Source organism: Aristaeella lactis (genome assembly GCF_018118585.1).
Lineage (GTDB): Bacteria > Bacillota > Clostridia > Christensenellales > Aristaeellaceae > Aristaeella > Aristaeella lactis.
In genome coordinates, this window is record NZ_CP069421.1 from 3,139,049 (window position 1) to 3,158,902 (window position 19,854).

Here is a 19,854-nt window from a genome sequence, read left to right on the forward strand (position 1 = left end):
ACAAGAGGGGAATTGGATATGAAGTATTCGGTTAAAAAACTCACTGCATGGATCCTGACTTTAATGATGCTGATCAGCTCCATGCCCGTTGATGCACTGGCGTCAATCGGTACTATACGCCAGGAGAATGAGATTATAGATATCTCGGATGCAGTCCAGGTGTACGGCGACCTTGTTACGAACAAGGTTACCTCCCGGGATGGCTTCTCCGTGAAGGTTGAAAGCCACAAGAAAGACCTGCCGGTCAACGGCGAGGTCAAGTTCAGAACGCTTCGGATGGCTAAAGCGGTCACACCTGTCGCTGATGGCGGAAGACGCGAACTGGGCAGTTATGACATCGAAATCTGGAACAATGACCTGAATGAAGAATGGCAGCCCGAAGCCGGCGAAACAGTGGATGTTACCGTTTCGCTGCCTGCGCCTCTGGATGTGAACAAGGGCGAGAAACTGTACCTGATCCATGATCCGGAAGGCAGGAATGAAGATGTACATGCAACCTTCTATGTCAAAAACGATCAGGTGACCGGTTTTTCCTTCAAGGCAACCGGCTTCTCTGTTTATGCTGTTGTCGCGGCACCGGATCCGGATGCCCTCCTGCATGTGGTTTTCAAGTATAATGCAGAAGCCAATGCAGAACAAATCGCAGACATGTATGTCAAACAGAGCGATAATATGAATCAGGTTCTGTTTGATCCCAGCGGTCTGATCGAAAAAGATGACGAGGCTATTTTCAAGGGCTGGACAACAGACCCGAATTATACTGTGGACACAGCAGCGCTGACTATGGACAATATCCGGGCAGCGGTTGAAGGGAAGTTCCCGCTCACTGCGGAAGATACTGAAGTTGTTTACTATCCTATCCTGGTAAAGCAGTATACAATCAACTATCTGGATCCTAATGCTGTTTCCCTGGGAATGCATACGATAGATCTGAGAGCGGATGACAACGATCCGAAACCCTATACAATTGAAATGGCTTATACTCCGCAGGATGACACCCACAGCTTTGAGGGGTGGAATGTGGTAAGCGGAGATGAATATATAGCAGCTGCGGAAGGTGGAACTCTTCCGGAGCCGCCTTATCCGAATAAAACGAATGTAACCGTCAGCGGCAATGTAACATTCCAGGTTGAGTCTCCTGAAGGAAGCTGGCTGATCTTCCATCAGAACGGCAAAGGCGGTACTTATAACGCACCACAGTTCTTACAATACGAAGATCTCCTGGAAGACGTCTCAATTCTGCCAATGACGCGTCGCGGATATACATTCGGCGGATGGTATACAGATGCTGCCTGTACCGACGGCAATGAATTTGTATTTGAAGGAACAATAGAGACGAGAACGGAAATCTATGCCAAATGGATTCCGAATGAGGAAGCGGCGTATACGGTTGTTTTCTGGACACAGAACCTGTCCAGAACAGGTTATGAGGTTGGCGCATCCTATGTCAAAACTAAGGCACAGGTAGGAACCATCATCCCGTATAGCTTTGTTGATAACGTTGATGAAGATTATGTTACAAGCCCGGATTTCGGCAATTCCATGGGACATTTCACTGGTTTCTGCTTAACAGAGAACAGTAAAAACCAGCAAGTAACCATAGAGCCGGAAGGCGATACAGTTCTGAATCTGTATTATGACCGGATTGTCTATAATTTCAAGTTTTATCTGTACAGAGATGCTGATCAGAATAACCGCTATGATTATGCTAACAATTCAGGCGGTGGATCCGATCTGAACGGCGTTGTTACCTGGCATAGTAATCAGACACAGAAGCCATCAGTGACCGGCTACACTGAACAGAGTGAAACTGTAAACGGCCGTACATATCATTATTTCGTGATGCAGGCGTACTACGGCGAAGATATCAGCAGCAAATGGCCTACATACGATAAAATTACCGGTGCAAACGGACGTGACGCTGTCAGCTTTGTTATGATGGTCGGCACAGTGCTGAAGCCAAGTGCAACGACCAGCGGTTCCGGTACCGTCAAAGGTGTAATCTCTGTTTTGAATGAAAACATCCTTGGCGCTACAAACAATGCAAACGGTAACTATGTGGTTATCCGTTTCCCCGGCAGCTATTACAACTGGAGATATCATATCTGGTTTGAAGCTGTTGACGGTGAAGATTATACCGGAAAAACACTGCGGACTTATAACGGAAGAACCTATTATGAAGAGACGGTTATGGAGGTTCGTTCCAGCAACACAGAAGTCAGCAGTCAGAATGAACCGAAATATACTGGATTTGACTTTGTGGAAAAACGGGGACAGAACTGGAATAACAGCAATTACTGGACGACCGGTAACAATCCGACACTGTATCATCTGAACTATGTTTATAATCGTCAGGAATTCAAGATCAGTTATTTTGACGGCGAGTATGTAAATGGTGACAATGGACATATGGCAAACCATTCCGGAGTGCTTCTGCATGAAAGTCCGGATATCGGCCAGGGTGCGACGATTGCAGATGAGTATAAAAACTACAAACCGACTCAATCCTCAGAACCCGGGTATACCTTTGATGGCTGGTACCTGGATGAAGCGTGTACTACACCATATGTATGGGGCACCATGCCGGTTGGCGGTATTAAGGTTTATGCAAAATGGAGACAGATCCAGTACCGTGTGTTCCTGCAGATGAATCCGCCTGCAGAGGGTGTTGAGGTGGATTGGGGAAGCTCGGTAATCAATGACAATTTCCGTAAAGAGATAGGCGGAAGTGTCAGCGTATATACGGGTATCGCGGCTGGCTATGCATTCGTCGGATGGTATAACCATAAGGATGGCAGCCTGTTTGATGCGGACATCACTTCTCTGGATGACAGTATCACAGAAGAATATCCGTTGGATGAAAAAAGGGCGTATGGAGATGGAAATCGTTTCTGGATCAACCGGAAACTGGTCCTTTATCCCAAGTGGCGCGTTGCCCTGGTTGGTGCAGACGGGATCAATGTCGTATATGACAGGGAAGATCCGGCTGTAGGCGGAACAGGAACCATAAAAGGCGGTAAATATGTGGATACTGCGGAGGCAAATGCCATTCCCGGTGTAGCAGCGCCGAAGGCGGGATACCAGTTCGCCTACTGGATTATGAAAAAACCTGATGGTTCAGAATATGAGGATCCTATTTATGCCGGACAGCCTTTTACAGTACTGGCGGAAAACGCTGTAGAAGAGCGTCTTGTAGATGAAAACGGAAATGCCATATATGTACAGGATGCACAGGGCCATTACCTGGATGAGAACGGCAAAATCATTGACGAAGGTGCACCGGGATGGGAAAATGACCGGATCCAAAGGCGTGAGTATACGATAACGCTCCGGGCCAAGTATATTCCTATTGAAGGTCCTGCTTCCACTCATATCAGCTGGTTCATGAATGACGGGACTGAAGCATTCCATACAGATGGTGATGAGGAACATCCGCTTCAGGTTAATGTTGGTGTGGATGTTCAGAATGCTCCTGCGAGAGACGGCTATCAGTTTATCGGATGGGCGTTTGTTCCTGAGGACGGTGCTGATTCGGAAACATGGGAGTCAAACAGTGAAAACTGGACACAGAATCTGACAGAGCCTGATATCTATTATCAAGATGGTCATTATTATAAGAAAGATACAGAAACGGAAATTACCCAGATTGCTGCGGATGAGAACCTTCCTTATGATGCTGTGTTCGCAGTATGGCAGCCTATATTAAAGGTAGAAATTACCGGCAATAAGGACACCAAGACATATAACGGCAGTGAGCAGAGCGTAACAGGATTTACAGTCAAGTACAAAGTGGGTGATGGTGACTGGACTACAACTGCTCCCGAAGGTGTCAGCGTTGCTTTGGCTTCCGGAAAGGCTGCTGAAGCGAAGGGAACGGATGTTGATACTTATCCGATGGGTCTTGACAAGACCTTCTTCACGGTCAATCCGGGTAATAATGTGTTCAATGCTGAAGAAGATCTCACAGTGACCGACGGCGAGCTGGAGATCACCCCCGCCAGCGTGACACTGACTGCAAACAGCGATACAAAAACTTATACTGGCACAGAACAGACAGCTACAGGATATACATGCAGCGTAGAAGGTTTGTCCTTCACTGGCGTGAGTGCTAGTGGGAGTGGAACAAACGTCGGAGAATATGATGTTACCTTCGAGGGCGTGACAATTAATGAAACGAAGGATAGCACCGGCAATTATGTGGTTACAGGTACAACAGATGGTAAGTTGATAATCAATCCCGCACCGGTAACGATCAAGACGGGATCTGACGAGAAGGAATATGACGGAACCCCGCTGACGAAGGCTGAAGCGAGCATTACCGGCCTGGTGAATAACGAGACCGCGACAGTGACGGCCACCGGCAGCCAGACAGAAGTAGGCAGCAGCACAAATACCTACAGCATTGACTGGGGTACGACCAACAAGGACAACTACACAGTAACTGAAGATCTTGGAACGCTGACAGTTACAGCGAATACTGCCGAAGTGACCCTGACAGCGCCTTCGGATGAGAAGACGTACGACGGAACGGCACTAACCTGTGACGGAACAGGCGAGAAGAAGGTCACAGCAAGCGGCCTGCCGGAAGGCTTCACAGTGGAAGCAACGGCGAGCGGCAGCCAGACGGACGCCGGAACAAGCGCGAACGTGGTCAATGACGGCTACGTAATCAAGAACGCTGAAGGCGTGGATAAGACAGCGAACTTCACAAATGTCAAGAAGGCGGACGGCACGCTGACCGTCAATCCCGTACCGGTAACGATCAAGACGGGATCTGACGAGAAGGAATATGACGGAACCCCGCTGACGAAGGCTGAAGCGAGCATTACCGGCCTGGTGAATAACGAGACCGCGACAGTGACGGCCACCGGCAGCCAGACAGAAGTAGGCAGCAGCACAAATACCTACAGCATTGACTGGGGTACGACCAACAAGGACAACTACACAGTAACTGAAGATCTTGGAACGCTGACAGTTACAGCGAATACTGCCGAAGTGACCCTGACAGCGCCTTCGGATGAGAAGACGTACGACGGAACGGCACTGACCTGTGACGGAACAGGCGAGAAGAAGGTCACAGCAAGCGGCCTGCCGGAAGGCTTCACAGTGGAAGCAACGGCGAGCGGCAGCCAGACGGACGCCGGAACAAGCGCGAACGTGGTCAATGACGGCTACATCATTAAAGATGCAGACGGCAATGACAAAACCACAGATTTCACTAACGTTAAAAAGATCAACGGCACGCTGACCGTCAATCCCGCACCGGTAACGATCAAGACGGGATCTGACGAGAAGGAATATGACGGAACCCCGCTGACGAAGGCTGAAGCAAGCATTACCGGCCTGGTGAATAACGAGACCGCGACAGTGACGGCCACCGGCAGCCAGACAGAAGTAGGCAGCAGCACAAATACCTACAGCATTGAATGGGGTACGACCAACAAGGACAACTACACAGTAACTGAAGATCTTGGAACGCTGACAGTTACAGCGAATACTGCCGAAGTGACCCTGACAGCGCCTTCGGATGAGAAGACGTACGATGGAACGGCACTGACCTGTGACGGAACAGGCGAGAAGAAGGTCACAGCAAGCGGCCTGCCGGAAGGCTTCACAGTGGAAGCAACGGCGAGCGGCAGCCAGACGGACGCCGGAACAAGCGCGAACGTGGTCAATGACGGCTACGTAATCAAGAACGCTGAAGGCGTGGATAAGACAGCGAACTTCACAAATGTCAAGAAGGCGGACGGCACGCTGACCGTCAATCCCGCACCGGTAACGATCAAGACGGGATCTGACGAGAAGGAATATGACGGAACCCCGCTGACGAAGGCTGAAGCGAGCATTACCGGCCTGGTGAATAACGAGACCGCGACAGTGACGGCTACCGGCAGCCAGACAGAAGTAGGCAGCAGCACAAATACCTACAGCATTGACTGGGGTACGACCAACAAGGACAACTACACAGTAACTGAAGATCTTGGAACGCTGACAGTTACAGCGAATACTGCCGAAGTGACCCTGACAGCGCCTTCGGATGAGAAGACGTACGACGGAACGGCACTAACCTGTGACGGAACAGGCGAGAAGAAGGTCACAGCAAGCGGCCTGCCGGAAGGCTTCACAGTGGAAGCAACGGCGAGCGGCAGCCAGACGGACGCCGGAACAAGCGCGAACGTGGTCAATGACGGCTACGTAATCAAGAACGCTGAAGGCGTGGATAAGACAGCGAACTTCACAAATGTCAAGAAGGCGGACGGCACGCTGACCGTCAATCCCGCACCGGTAACGATCAAGACGGGATCTGACGAGAAGGAATATGACGGAACCCCGCTGACGAAGGCTGAAGCGAGCATTACCGGCCTGGTGAATAACGAGACCGCGACAGTGACGGCCACCGGCAGCCAGACAGAAGTAGGCAGCAGCACAAATACCTACAGCATTGACTGGGGTACGACCAACAAGGACAACTACACAGTAACTGAAGATCTTGGAACGCTGACAGTTACAGCGAATACTGCCGAAGTGACCCTGACAGCGCCTTCGGATGAGAAGACGTACGACGGAACGGCACTAACCTGTGACGGAACAGGCGAGAAGAAGGTCACAGCAAGCGGCCTGCCGGAAGGCTTCACAGTGGAAGCAACGGCGAGCGGCAGCCAGACGGACGCCGGAACAAGCGCGAACGTGGTCAATGACGGCTACGTAATCAAGAACGCTGAAGGCGTGGATAAGACAGCGAACTTCACAAATGTCAAGAAGGCGGACGGCACGCTGACCGTCAATCCCGCACCGGTAACGATCAAGACGGGATCTGACGAGAAGGAATATGACGGAACCCCGCTGACGAAGGCTGAAGCGAGCATTACCGGCCTGGTGAATAACGAGACCGCGACAGTGACGGCCACCGGCAGCCAGACAGAAGTAGGCAGCAGCACAAATACCTACAGCATTGACTGGGGTACGACCAACAAGGACAACTACACAGTAACTGAAGATCTTGGAACGCTGACAGTTACAGCGAATACTGCCGAAGTGACCCTGACAGCGCCTTCGGATGAGAAGACGTACGACGGAACGGCACTAACCTGTGACGGAACAGGCGAGAAGAAGGTCACAGCAAGCGGCCTGCCGGAAGGCTTCACAGTGGAAGCAACGGCGAGCGGCAGCCAGACGGACGCCGGAACAAGCGCGAACGTGGTCAATGACGGCTACGTAATCAAGAACGCTGAAGGCGTGGATAAGACAGCGAACTTCACAAATGTCAAGAAGGCGGACGGCACGCTGACCGTCAAGGCGCGCACGGTAATCTTAACAAGTCAGGATGGAGAGAAACCGTATGACGGAACGCCTCTGACCAAGCCGAATGTGACGGTAAGCGGAGACGGATTTGTCGAAGGCGAAGCCACCGATATCAAGGCAACCGGCTCTGTTACAACAGTGGCAGAAGGTGAAGTGACCAACACAATCACCTATACGGAAGGCACGAACTTCAAGGCTGACAACTACACGATCACGAAGAACGAAGGCACGCTGAAGATCAACCCGATTACCGATAAGGTGACCGTGACGATCACCGAAAACAGCGACGAAGCGACCTATGACGGTGTTGCACATGAGATCAAGGGCTACAAGACAATGGTGGCTGACAATGATCTGTATGATGTGGAAACGTCCGTGAAGGAAACTGAAACCGCTGACTGGACCGTGGCGAAGACAGATGCCGGTACCTATGATATGGGTATTGTGGCCGGAGACTTCGAGAACACGAACCCGAACTTCACGACCGTTGAGTTCGTGATCATGGACGGCCAGCTGAAGATCAGCAAGCGTACAGTCATCATGACGAGCGCAACCGACAGCAAGGTGTATGACAGCACGCCTCTGACGAACGACGAAGTGAAGGAAACCGGAGACGGATTCGTCGATGGTGAAGGCGCGGATTACGATGTGACCGGCACCCAGACGCTGGTTGGTGAAAGCGACAATACCTTCACCTACACGCTGAAGGACGGCACAAAGGCTGACAACTACACCATTACAACGGCATTCGGCGTACTGACCGTAACCGATGAAAACGTACCGGATGACCTGGTGGTGAAGAAGACTGCCGACGACACCGTGTACGCACTGGGTGAAGAAGTGACCTTCGATATCTGGGTCAAGAACATCTATGATGACACTGTGACGATCAAGCTGATCGAAATCGAGGGTGTGACCCTGGCAAAGGATACCTTCGAAGGTGTTAAACCCGGAGAAGAGATCACCACCACCGCAACCTACACCATTACGGAAGCCGATATCCTGGCCGGCAGCTTCACCAATACGGTGACAGCAAAGGTTGTGGAAAAAGAATGGAGCGCCAAGGCGGATGTTAAGGTTGAAGAACCGAACGCCAGCCTGAAGGTGACCAAGAAAACAACTTCCACACCTGCGGACGGCAAGGCCTACGTGCTGGATGAGACCATCACCTATGAGATCACCGTGGAAAACGACGGTAACCTGACGCTGACGGATGTAACGGTTATCGATGAAAAGACCGGTGACAAGTGGACGGTGGACAGCCTGGCACCCGGAGCAACCGAGACATTCACGGCGGAATATGTTGTGACCGAAACGGATATCCTGGCCGGCTCCGTAAAGAATGACGTAACAGCAACAGGCAATCCTCCGGATGACGATATACCGGATCCGGAAGACGAGGACGAGGTTGAAGATCCGACCGAGGAACCCAAGGCGAGCCTGAAGGTGAACAAGGAGACAACCTCCACACCCGCAGACGGTAAGGCCTACGTGCTGGACGAGAAGATCACCTACAAGATCACGGTGAAGAACGACGGCAACCTGACGCTGACGAACGTGGTGGTAACGGATGAACTGACCGGGGATGAATGGACGATCGATACCATGAAGCCCGGAGACAGCAAGGAATTCGAAGCGGAATACATCGTGACCGAGGCAGATGTCCTGGCAGGATCTGTTAAGAACAGCGTGACAGCGAAGGGTAATCCTCCGGATGATGATATCCCGGATCCTGAAGAAGAGGACGAGGTTGAAGATCCGACAGAGGATCCGAACGGACACATCACCATCGAAAAAGTAACGACCTCCAAGTCTGCGAACCCGAAGGGCTATGTGGAAGGCGAGACCATCGCTTACAAGATCACCGTAAAGAATGACGGTAACCTGACGATTACGGAAATCACGGTGACAGACGAACTGACCGGCGATGAATGGAAGATCGACAGCATGGCACCCGGTGAGGAAAAGGAATACGAAACCAGCTATACCGTAACCGCTGAGGACGTTGAGGCCGGAGAGGTCCTGAACGTGGCAACCGGTACCGGTAAGAGCCCGGATCCGAAGAATCCTGAGGTGCCTGTGACACCCGGTAAGGATCCTGAACCCACAACGGAAGACAAGTACACGCTGACGATCGAGTACATCTACCAGGATGGCCGGACAGCAGCGGAGACCTATACCGAAGTGCTCCACGCCGGAGATGCTTATGACGTACAGTCTCCCTACATCGCAGGCTACTACGCATCGCAGCATCAGGTAACCGGAACAATGCCCGCAAGGGATGTGATGGTAACGGTTATCTACGTTGAACGCAGGAACACGATCACGATTGACGACTTTGTGACACCGCTGGGCATTGGACTGGGCAGCATGAATGCCGGCGAAACAATCGAGTAAAAACACCCGAAAAAACGCACCCAATGGATCCGGCCTGTGCCTCTCTTCCAACCGAAAGGAAGGAATGAGGGGCACGGCCGGAGAAGAAAAACACCATTGGAAAAAACATTCAACTGTCAACGCTCAACGGTATACAAAGGGGGACGACTGAATGAAAAAACTGCTGGCATGGCTGCTGACATTCATGATGGTGCTGACAGCATGTTCCGCCTTGGCGGAAACCGCAGCGGAGGATCCTGCGGCGGAAGAAACACAGCAGATTACGTATGATTATGACGAAATGACGGTGGCCGTGACAACGCCGCTGACCGGCAACTTCTTCACCAACCTGTGGGGAAACGGCAGCAGCGACCTGGACGTCCGGAACATGATCCACGGTTATAACCTGGTCGAGTGGAACACGGAACAAGGCGTGTTCGTACCGGATGATTCCGTAGTGAGCGGCGTGACGGTCCAGGCCGAGGAAAACGGTGACGTGACCTTCATCGTGGCGCTGTACAGGGATCTGTTCTACAGCGACGGAACACAGATCACCGCCTGGGATTATGCTTTCTCTTTCCTGCTGACCATGGCTCCGGAAATGGCGGAGCTTGGCGGTGCTGTGCATACTCCGGAATACATTGCCGGGTATGAAGACTATATCAGCGGTAAGGCAAAGGAACTGTCCGGCGTTAAAGTGCTGAGCGACAATATGCTCCACATTACGATCGACAAGGGATACCTGCCTTTCTTCTACGAACTGGGACTGCTGGACTGCGTGCCTTATCCCATCAGCGTGATCGCTCCCGGGGTGAAGGTTGCGGATGACGGAAAGGGTATATACCTGACCAACGCGGAAGCGGGAGATGAAGCTGTGTTTACAGCCGATCTGCTGAAGGAAACGATCCTGGATGAGACGACGGGCTACCGGACGCATCCTTCCGTGGTCAGCGGCGCATATGTGCTGACTTCCTTTGAAGACGGCGCGGCACAGTTTGAGATCAATCCACAGTACAAGGGAAACAGCAAGGGTCAGAAGCCGACCATCCAAAAGATCAAGATGGTGTCCATGCCTTCGGATGAGATGGTGCAGGCTTTCAGGGAAGGCAAAGTGACGTTGCTGAACAAGGTCAGCGAATGGAAGGCGGTCGCGGAATGCCTGAGGATGACGACTGAGGACGAAATGCTGGCCAGCGCAAACTACGCCAGGACCGGCCTGAGCTTCCTGAGCTTCAACACAGAGCGGAAACCGCTGGATGACCTGGCTGTGCGGCAGGCGATCGCCTATCTGGCGGACAGGAATACCATCACGTTCAATGCCCTGGACGGCTACGGCACAAAGGGTATGGGCTACTTCGGCGTGGGTCAGTGGATGTATCTGATTCTGAACGGTTCAGTGCAGTATCCTGTGGAAGAGCCTGATGAAAAGGCTGACGCGAAGACCAGGGAAGAATATGAGAAGACCATTGCAAAATGGAAGGAACTGAGCCTGGAAGAGATCGAACCTTATGACATGGATGCCGGCAAGGCAACGGAGCTGCTGGACGGCGCGGGCTGGAACCTGAATGAAAACGGTGAAGCCTTTAATCCGGAAACAGACAAGGTTCGTTATAAGCAGACAGATGACGGCCTGGTGCCGCTGCAGCTGACACTGGCTTACGGACAGGGAAGCGCGGCAGGCGCGGAACTGGAAGGCACGCTGGTTCAGAATCTGGCGGCAGGCGGAATCGACCTGAAGGTGGAAGCCATCGACGGGGATAAGCTGCTGAGTGAGTATTACCGGCTGGCTGACACGGAATACGATATGCTCTTCCTGGCAACGAACTTCGACGTGCTGTATGATCCGTCCCTGAACTTTGTTGAGACGGAAGACGGGCACCACGTCTGGAAGACTTCCGGACTGGTGGATGATGAACTGTGGCAGCTGGCGGTTGACATGCGGCAAACTGAGCCGGAAGACATCCTGACCTACTGCAGCAGGTGGCTGGAGTTCCAGAAACGGTTTATGGACCAGCTGCCGGCACTGCCGATGTACTCCAATGTGTACTTCGACTTCTATCCGCAGGTGCTTCACGACTATGTCATCAACGAGAACATTTCCTGGCCGCAGGCCATCATCGGAGCCTACCTGGCGGATTATGTTCCCGAAGAAGCCGAGGAGACACCGGCTCCGTAATCTGAAAAAGAATGAATTGAAAAGGCCTTGCAATGCAGGGCCTTTTCCTTTATGCTTGGGAAAGATTATCAGAAAGCATACAGGAGGCCCGGAATGATCAGAAAAGGGATCGCGCTGCTGCTGACGCTGGCGGCGGTGATGACGCTTTGGGGCAGTGCCCTGGCGGAGGAAACGAAGCAGGAGATCAAAGCCTGTGAGGTGCTTACAAACGCCTTTACCCTTCTGGAGGAGGGAAATCCCTTTATTGAACGGTACAACCGGATCACCGGGGAGAATGTACAGGCACGGATGAAACAGGGCGTTCCCTATTTCTGGGGCGGACGGGCGGAAAGCCACCTGTTTGCCAAGGAACCGGACTATATTGTGCAGGACGCCTGGCAGAGCAGCCCAGCCTATTACCGGGCCGGGGTGAAATACATCTACGGGTTTGACTGTGTCGGGTTTGTGGCCTGGGTATGGAAGCAGGTTTACGGAACGTCCATGCCAAAGACCGGCAGCCTGTTCAATGATCGTGAGCACCAGATCCGGAACAAGCAGACCGGGGAAGGACCGCTTTGGGATGGCTGCGCTGAAACGCTGATTCCCGGGGATATCCTGGTGATCGATCATGACGGGCGTCACATCGCTATCTACGCGGGAACGCTGCGGATGTATGGATATACGGCGGAAGAAGTGCCGGAACTGGCGGATATGCTGGATATGCCGCTGGTGATCCACTGCACGACGAACGCGCAGGTTTCTGACCGGTTTGCGGACCTGATCGCCAACGGCCTGCCGAAGTACAAATGCGCGACAGTGACCGATGGAGGCGTGTGTGTTTCCCTGATGGTTCCGGACCGGAACGAGGTGCCGGGACTGGTGCATCAGCAAAACCAGGATACGCGGTACTATGCGCTGCCGGACGGAACATGGCTGACGGTGCTGGCATGCGATGACGTGACGGACTACTGCTGGCTGCGGTACGAAAAAACAACTTAAAACTGAAGACTTAAAACTGAAAAATGAATAATGGTGGAGGAATGACTACGTCATTCTTTGAAATAAATACGCCTTCGGCGTGTGAAATATTCGACTGACGTCGAATGTGAAATATCCGTCTGCGACGGATGTTTAGGTTACTTGGGCTTCGGATGAAGCCCTTTTTTTATTGTGCTTTGGGGTATAAAAAAATATTTTACAAAATTATTAAAAAAGTGTTGACAAAAGAAATACAATATGTAATAATGTAGTCACAAAAGAGAAGGAAAATAAAAAAGAGGGGAGATGAGAGGAGAAAGGGACTAGGCATAAAAGGTGACAGGAAACCGTCGGAGCTGTGCGGTGACTGGCCGGAGGCGTTCATGGCAAGAGGTAGATCCGGAACGGCAAAGGAGGCCCGCTGCAGCGGCTCTTCCGCGGAAGAAAAGGAAGGCGGAAGGGTAAAAACGAGACAGATGATATAGATAATGTGCCCCTGCGAAAGCAGGGGCTGATTTTTTATGGATCCTGATTCAAATTCTACGAAACGTAGAATAAATATTTGACAGATTATACGAATTGGGTGTTCAATAGTACTCGCAGATTGGTTATTATGATTGCGGAACGAGGGAAACGGCTGAAAGACAGCCGATGAAACAAAGGAGGAAGCAATCATGATGAACACAATGTGCATTAACAACAATATGGAAACCGTAATCTCCGGAGGAAAAGCATGGAAAATAAACTGGCAGAAAATATCCGTAAGTATCGGAAAGGCTTGGGCCTCAGTCAGGAACAGCTTGCGGAAAGGCTCGGTATTACCTTGGGAACAGTCTCAAAATGGGAAAGGGGCGCTTCTGAACCAGAGCTATGGTACATCATGCAGATCGCAGAACTTTTCCATGTCTCGGTGGATGTTATGATCGGTTTCACGATGCGTGGAAACAATGCGGAAAAAGAAGCGGAACGGATCAGTGAACTGGAAAAAGAAGCATCACTCGAAGAAGCAGCTGTGGAATATGACCGGGCCCTGATGAAGTTCCCCAATCACTTTGATATTGTATACGGAGCAGCCAGATGCTATATGCAGATCGGGGTTGTTTACAAAAAGGAGCCGGAACTCCGAAAGGCGATAGAGCTGCTGCGGCACGCGATCGATCTGTTTTCCCAGAACAAGGATCCGGAACTGAACGAGCTGGACCTGAGCAATGATATCGCTCAGTGCTATGCCACCCTGAAAGAATACAAAAGGGCAATCGAAGAATACAAGAAAAACAATGTCTGCGGCATAAATGATTCCGAGATCGGTCTGCTCTTGACCGAGAATGAGAAGAATCCAAAGGAAGGGATCAAATACATAGAGCGGGCCTTCCTGAACCAGATCGGCACCACGATTACAAGTATGAGCGGGTTTGTGATCTACTACCGGGATACAGGGAATACCGAAAGAGTGATTCAGTCGGTTGAATGGACGCTTGAGTACCTGAAGAGCCTGAAGGAAGACCCCAAAGAGAAATGCTACCTGGATAAGATGATCTGCCTGCATTACTTCCTGCTGGCAATCGGCATGGATATGACCGGCAGGGATCAAAAGGCGGAAGACAGCCTGGTGAACGCCGTGCGGATGGCGAAAGCGTTTGACGAGCATCCGATATATACACTTGATAATATTCTTTTCGCGGAAAAAGCAAGGGGATCCACCGTATATGACAATGCCGGACCGACCGCGATGGAGAGCCTGGTCCGGACGATGGAGAAAGACGGGCAGGGGACGAGCGAAAGGTTTAAGGAAAGGTTTTATCAGCTAATGAAGAATTAAGTGAGAGAGGCAGGAAGCAGGAAGTAGGAGGGACGGGGACGGAGAGAGAAAAGCTCAGGACCGCGAACGGAGGGACGGTTCTGTCGTTCCGGGTAAACCGTAACGCACAGAACCGTCCCTCCGTTCACTCATTAGTTTCGGGTTAGAAATAGATGCTGAGTTTATAGTGAAAAGTGACAGGAAGAGACATCAGCTTAAGCTGATGGCTCTTCCTGTACCTGAGCGGTATACAGTTGATAATAGAGGCCTTTTTTGGCGATGAGTTCATCGTGGGTACCCATCTCGGCAATGCCCTTGTTACTGATATACAGGATGCGGTCACAGTTCTTGATGGTGCTGAGACGGTGGGCCACGATGATACTGGTGCGGCCCTTGAGCATTTCCCGGATACCCTCCTGAAGGAGCTTCTCTGTCTGGGTATCGATAGAGGAAGTTGCCTCATCCAGGATGAGGATCGCGGGATCAGACAGGAGGGTTCGGGCAAAGGCGATCAGCTGCTTTTCGCCCTGGCTGAGGTTTCCGCCGCGCTCCTTGATCTCGGTCTGGTACCCCTGGGGCTTCTTCCGGATGAGTTCATCCGCGCGGACACGGCGGGCGGCCTGGATCACTTCACAATCTGTGGCGTCCAGCCGGCCGTAGCGGATATTGTCCATGATGGTTCCGGAGAAGATGAAGCTGTCCTGCAGCATGATGCCCAGCTGGCTGCGGAGGGAGTGCAGGGTCACCTGGCTGATATCGTGTTCCTTGCCGTCCTGGCTGCGCAGGAGAATCCGTCCGCCGTTCAGATTATAGAACCGGCAGAGCAGGTTGATGACCGTGCTCTTTCCTGCACCGGTGGGACCCACCAGGGCGATGCTTTCCCCGGCGTTCACATGGAGGTTCATATGCTCCAGGACGTTGATGTTCTCTTCATAGGAGAAGGTGACGTCCTGATATTCCACCTCGCCGGTGATGGGCGGGAGCTCTTCCGCACCCGGTACGTCATCCACGATAACAGGTTCATCCATGGTTTCGAAGATGCGTTCCAGGTAGGCGATGTTGTTGACGAAGGAATTATAGATGTTCGCCAGGTTGGTGATGGGCTGCCAGAAACGGCTGACATACTGGCCCATAGCCAGGATGACACCAAAGGAAACCATTTTTCCGCCGCCCATCCAGTAGACACCCGCAATATAGAGGAAAGTCAGCACCAGCTGGGTCATGGTTTCACTGGAAAGCCAGACGGTATTGCTGATTTTGATGGCGCGGAGCCATGCATCCCGGCAGGCGTTGGCCAGACGCTCCATGATGGAGATGTTTACTTCCTGGCGGTCAAAGAGCTGGCTGACACGGACGCCGTCGATGGACTCCGCCAGGTAGGCGTTGTAGTTGCTGTTTTTGTTGCTCTGATTCTGCCATGCACGGCGCTGGCGGGGCTTGATAAGAATAATGATACCGACAAAGACCGGCAGGCCGGCAATGATGACCAGCGCCAGGGTTGCGTTGGTGGAGAACATGAAGACTACAATAAAGACCAGGTTGATGATCTCCAGGATCATGTTGATGATACCGTTGGAAAGAATATCCGAAACGGAGTTGACGTAGTTGATAACCCGGACCAGGATCTTGCCGGCAGGCCGGGAATCGTAATAGCTGAAAGGCAGCTTCTGCAGGTGGGCAAACAGGTCGCTGCGGATATCATGGATGATCCGCTGACTGACATGGGCCATCATCCTGGAACGGATGGTGGTGAAGACAATGCCCAGGGCGATGATGCCCACAAAGAGCAGGGCCATGCGGCCGATCATGGCGGTATCCTTGTTCGGTACCGCTTCATCGAGCACCCACTGGGTGATCTTGGGGATAAAGAGGGAAGCGACGCTTGCCATGGCGCTGAGAAGCAAAGCGGCCAGCATTTTGTATTTATGACGGGCGATGTATTTTCCGGCACGCTTCAGGTGCTGCCACCGGAACGGGGATTCCAGACGCTCGTCAACGTCGAATTTGTTGCGTGCCATCTTACATCCCCCCTTCCTGCGCCTGCATGGGAATGCCGTACTGCAGGCAGTAAGTTTGCCAGTAATAGCCGCGCTTTTCCAGCAGCTCACGGTGCGTTCCGCTTTCGGTGATCTTTCCGTCCTGAAGGACAAGGATCAGGTCGGCGTCCCGCATGGAAGAAATCCGCTGGGCAATGATGAATTTGGTGCACTCATAGGGCAGGTTCCGCAGCTGATCCTGGATATACCGCTCGGTTTCGCTGTCCACAGCGGAAGTGGTATCGTCCATGATGAGAATTCCGGGACGGACTGCCATGGCCCGTGCCAGAGCAATACGCTGGCGCTGGCCGCCGGAGAGGCCGACGCCGCGCTCACCGATGATAGTGTCATAACCTTCAGGCAGCTTTTCAGCGAATTCCGCGGCATCCGCCCGGCGGGCAAAGTCCTTAACCTCTTCTTCGGTAAGATCCTGATCGCCGAAAGCAATATTGCCTTCCACAGTGTCTGAGAAAAGGAAGACATCCTGGGTGGCGGTGCCGATGCCGCCACGGAGCTCGCTCAGCTTCCACTGCTTCACATCGCAGTCATCCACGCGGACGGCGCCTTCAGAAACATCATAGAAGCGGGCAAGCAGCTGAATGAGGGTGGTTTTTCCGCTGCCGGTGGGCCCCATGACAGCCACGGTCTGGCCGGGCTGAACCGTGAAGGAAACGTCTGTCAGGACGGGCTTACTGTCATAACGGAAGGAGACATGATCAAACTCGATTTTGCCCTGCAGACGCTCGTGAGAAACAGCATCGGGAGCATCCACGATAGAGGGCGTTCCGTAATACAGTTCCATGACTTTCGCCGCGGAAGTGGAAAAACGCTGCAGGTCGTTGATGAGGTTGCCCAGTTCCCGCATGGGGTTGGAAACAGCCCAGCTGAGTCCGGTGAAGATAGCCAGTTCGCCGGGAGTGAGCTCTCCCCGGATGATGAAGAGGCCGCCCACAAAAACGGTGACCAGCTGAATGGCATTGACCAGCAGCTCGATCATGGGGAAGAAGGTGAGCCAAAGCTTGTTGATGCGCAGATGGCTGTCCATGAAAGCTTTGTTCTTCTGCTCAAACCGCTCTTTTTCATACTCTTCCCGGGCAAAGGCCTTGACGACCCGGTTGCCGGCGATGTTTTCCTGTGCCGCGGTGTTCATCTCTGACAGCTTTTCCCGCATGAAAACAAAGCGGGGACGGACATGACGGGAGAAGAACTTGGTGATCAGCAGGAGCACAGGGGTAATGACGATGAGCAGGAGCGTCAGCTTCCAGTTCACCAGCGTCAGGTAGATTGTCGCAAAAAGAAAGGTACAGACCGCGTCAATGATGCGGTAATCAATATAGCTCAGGAAATGACGGCACCAGTCCAGGTCGGCGCTCATGCGGGTCATGAGGTCACCAGTGCGGTGGGTGTCGAAAAACGCCATATCGTTATACTGCATTTTGCTGAACAGGCTGCGGCGGAGGTTGAAGATCACATTCTGGGAATCTTTTTCCAGGAAAATGACCATCATATACCGCAGGCCTTCCCGGCCCAGCTTGACCACCAGCATAACGGCCAGGATGGAAAGCAGGGGATCAGGATTGCCGGCAACGATGACGTCGTCGATCAGGCGCCGGGACAGGGCCGGGTTTACCAGCAGCAAAAGACAGGTAAAGGCACAGACGCACAGGGCGATGACATGACGGCGGCGGAAGGGTGCGTCCATGTTCTTCCACAGCCAGGCGAATTGCTTGCGCATAGATACTCCGATTTGCGTCTGTAAGCAGACGCTACTTAAAACTGAAAAATGAAGACTTAAAACTTAAAAATGAAGGATAAAACAGCATCGAGGATGCTGTTTTGTTGATTAAGAGCGTCCTTCGGACGTAGTAAGGGATTCCTCCACGCGCTAACGCTTGGTCGGAATGACAAGCACCACAGTGTCATCTCGACCGAAGCCGAAGGCGAAGTGGAGAGATCTGAAAAAGAAAACAGATCAGTGATGAGTTTCCAGTGAAGAGTGAAAAGTGAAGAGTAAACATTTACAGCATCAGCTTGTAAATGTTGGCACAATCATCTTCATTGAGGGTGACGAAGCCGGAGATAGTACCGGGACGGCCGTCACCGTAGCAGAGGTTGTGAACCAGCGTCGGGATATCTTCTTCTTTGGCACCCAGCTCCGTGAAGTTGCGGGGCATGCCGATGGAGATGAAGAACTGACGCAGCTTTTCGATACCCTCCCTGGCGGTGACTTCCGGATGGGCGAAGTCCATCTGGCAGCCCCAGACACGGACGGCGACCTGGGCAAAGCGCATGACATCATGATTCATAACATAGGTGAAGACGGCGGGCAGGGTGACAGCCAGACCGGCACCGTGGGCACAGTCGTAAAGGGCGGAAAGCTCATGCTCGATGTTGTGGCTGTTCCAGTCCTGGCTCCGGCCGACGCCGCAGGAATTGTTATGCGCCATCATACCGGCCCACATGATATTCGCCCGGGCATCATAATTGTCGGGGTTCGCAATGACACGCGGACCTTCGTGAATCATGGTCAGGAGAAGCGCTTCGATCATCCGGTCGGTGACTTCCACTTCGAGAGTATTGGTCAGGTAGCGCTCATAAAGGTGGGCCATGATGTCCGTGATGCCTGCCGCGGTCTGATAAGGCGGCAGGGTCTGGGTCAGGGCGGGATTCAGGATGGAGAACTTCGGCCGGATCGCATCACCGCTGGCGCCGCGCTTGAACATGCCGTCCTCCAGGGTGATGACGCTGTCCGGGCTGCCTTCGCTGCCCGCGGCGGAGATGGTGAGCACCGTGCCGACGGGAAGAGCTTCATCAATATGTTTGCCACTGTAGAAATCCCAGAAGTCTCCGTCATAGATGGTTCCTGCCGCGATGGCTTTGGCGGAGTCAATGGAGGAACCGCCGCCGACGGCAAGAATGAAATCGATCTTTTCCTTACGGCAGAGCTCAATGCCTTCATAGACCAGGCCGCTGCGGGGATTGGGCTTTACGCCGCCGAGACGGAAGCTGACAAGGCCTTCCGATTTCAGGGAAGCTTCCACCCGGTCAATCAGACCGGAACGGAGCGCACTGCCGCCGCCGAAGTGGATCAGCACCCGGCTGCCGCCGAAACGCTTAACCAGTGCGCCGGCCTGGTTTTCCGAATCTTTTCCGAAAACAAAACAGGTAGGGGAATAGAAGGTAAAGTTGTTCATGATCGGTCTCCTTTC

The 19,854-nt window shown here is 52.6% G+C and carries 7 protein-coding genes; 4 read left to right on the top strand and 3 right to left on the bottom strand.

Translation table 11 applies throughout. From position 1 onward, the window contains the following. Positions 1-18: 18 nt before the first annotated feature. The 4 genes from JYE50_RS14165 (at position 19) to JYE50_RS14180 (ending at position 14,630) form a co-directional block, all read left to right on the top strand. The gene (locus JYE50_RS14165) at positions 19-9,699 is read left to right on the top strand and encodes a CLIPPER-2 domain-containing protein (protein WP_304588087.1); all 9,681 of its coding nucleotides are present in this window, start codon (positions 19-21) and stop codon (positions 9,697-9,699) included. A 151-nt stretch (positions 9,700-9,850) separates the two neighbouring features. Continuing rightward, complete coding sequence (locus JYE50_RS14170) at positions 9,851-11,854, top strand: ABC transporter substrate-binding protein (protein ID WP_084095604.1); 2,004 nt, start codon at positions 9,851-9,853, stop codon at positions 11,852-11,854. Between the two features lie 93 nt (positions 11,855-11,947). After that, positions 11,948-12,832 (top strand): NlpC/P60 family protein, encoded by an 885-nt coding sequence (locus JYE50_RS14175; protein WP_179138304.1) that lies wholly within the window; start codon positions 11,948-11,950, stop codon positions 12,830-12,832. Between the two features lie 712 nt (positions 12,833-13,544). Beyond that, positions 13,545-14,630 (top strand): helix-turn-helix domain-containing protein, encoded by a 1,086-nt coding sequence (locus JYE50_RS14180; protein WP_084095606.1) that lies wholly within the window; start codon positions 13,545-13,547, stop codon positions 14,628-14,630. A 194-nt stretch (positions 14,631-14,824) separates the two neighbouring features. Here JYE50_RS14180 and JYE50_RS14185 read toward each other — a convergent pair whose 3' ends face one another. The 3 genes from JYE50_RS14185 to JYE50_RS14195 all read right to left on the bottom strand — a co-directional run bounded on the left by JYE50_RS14185 (position 14,825) and on the right by JYE50_RS14195 (position 19,839). Continuing rightward, the gene (locus JYE50_RS14185) at positions 14,825-16,627 is read right to left on the bottom strand and encodes an ABC transporter ATP-binding protein (protein WP_084095607.1); all 1,803 of its coding nucleotides are present in this window, start codon (positions 16,625-16,627) and stop codon (positions 14,825-14,827) included. A gap of 1 nt (position 16,628) precedes the next feature. Next, on the bottom strand, positions 16,629-18,380 hold the full coding sequence (locus JYE50_RS14190) for an ABC transporter ATP-binding protein (RefSeq protein WP_084095608.1): 1,752 nt from the start codon (positions 18,378-18,380) through the stop codon (positions 16,629-16,631). A 283-nt stretch (positions 18,381-18,663) separates the two neighbouring features. Beyond that, entirely contained in the window at positions 18,664-19,839 is a 1,176-nt protein-coding gene (locus JYE50_RS14195) for an iron-containing alcohol dehydrogenase (RefSeq protein WP_084095609.1), read from the bottom strand. Positions 19,840-19,854: the final 15 nt, after the last annotated feature.

Excerpts from the sequence above, each read along its gene's own strand:
- JYE50_RS14175 (WP_179138304.1), top strand. The coding sequence starts at position 11,948 with ATGATCAGAAAAGGGATCGCGCTGCTGCTGACGCTGGCGGCGGTGATG.
- JYE50_RS14185 (WP_084095607.1), bottom strand. The coding sequence starts at position 16,627 with ATGGCACGCAACAAATTCGACGTTGACGAGCGTCTGGAATCCCCGTTC.
- JYE50_RS14165 (WP_304588087.1), top strand. The coding sequence starts at position 19 with ATGAAGTATTCGGTTAAAAAACTCACTGCATGGATCCTGACTTTAATG.
- JYE50_RS14170 (WP_084095604.1), top strand. The coding sequence starts at position 9,851 with ATGAAAAAACTGCTGGCATGGCTGCTGACATTCATGATGGTGCTGACA.
- JYE50_RS14180 (WP_084095606.1), top strand. The coding sequence starts at position 13,545 with ATGGAAAATAAACTGGCAGAAAATATCCGTAAGTATCGGAAAGGCTTG.
- JYE50_RS14190 (WP_084095608.1), bottom strand. The coding sequence starts at position 18,380 with ATGCGCAAGCAATTCGCCTGGCTGTGGAAGAACATGGACGCACCCTTC.
- JYE50_RS14195 (WP_084095609.1), bottom strand. The coding sequence starts at position 19,839 with ATGAACAACTTTACCTTCTATTCCCCTACCTGTTTTGTTTTCGGAAAA.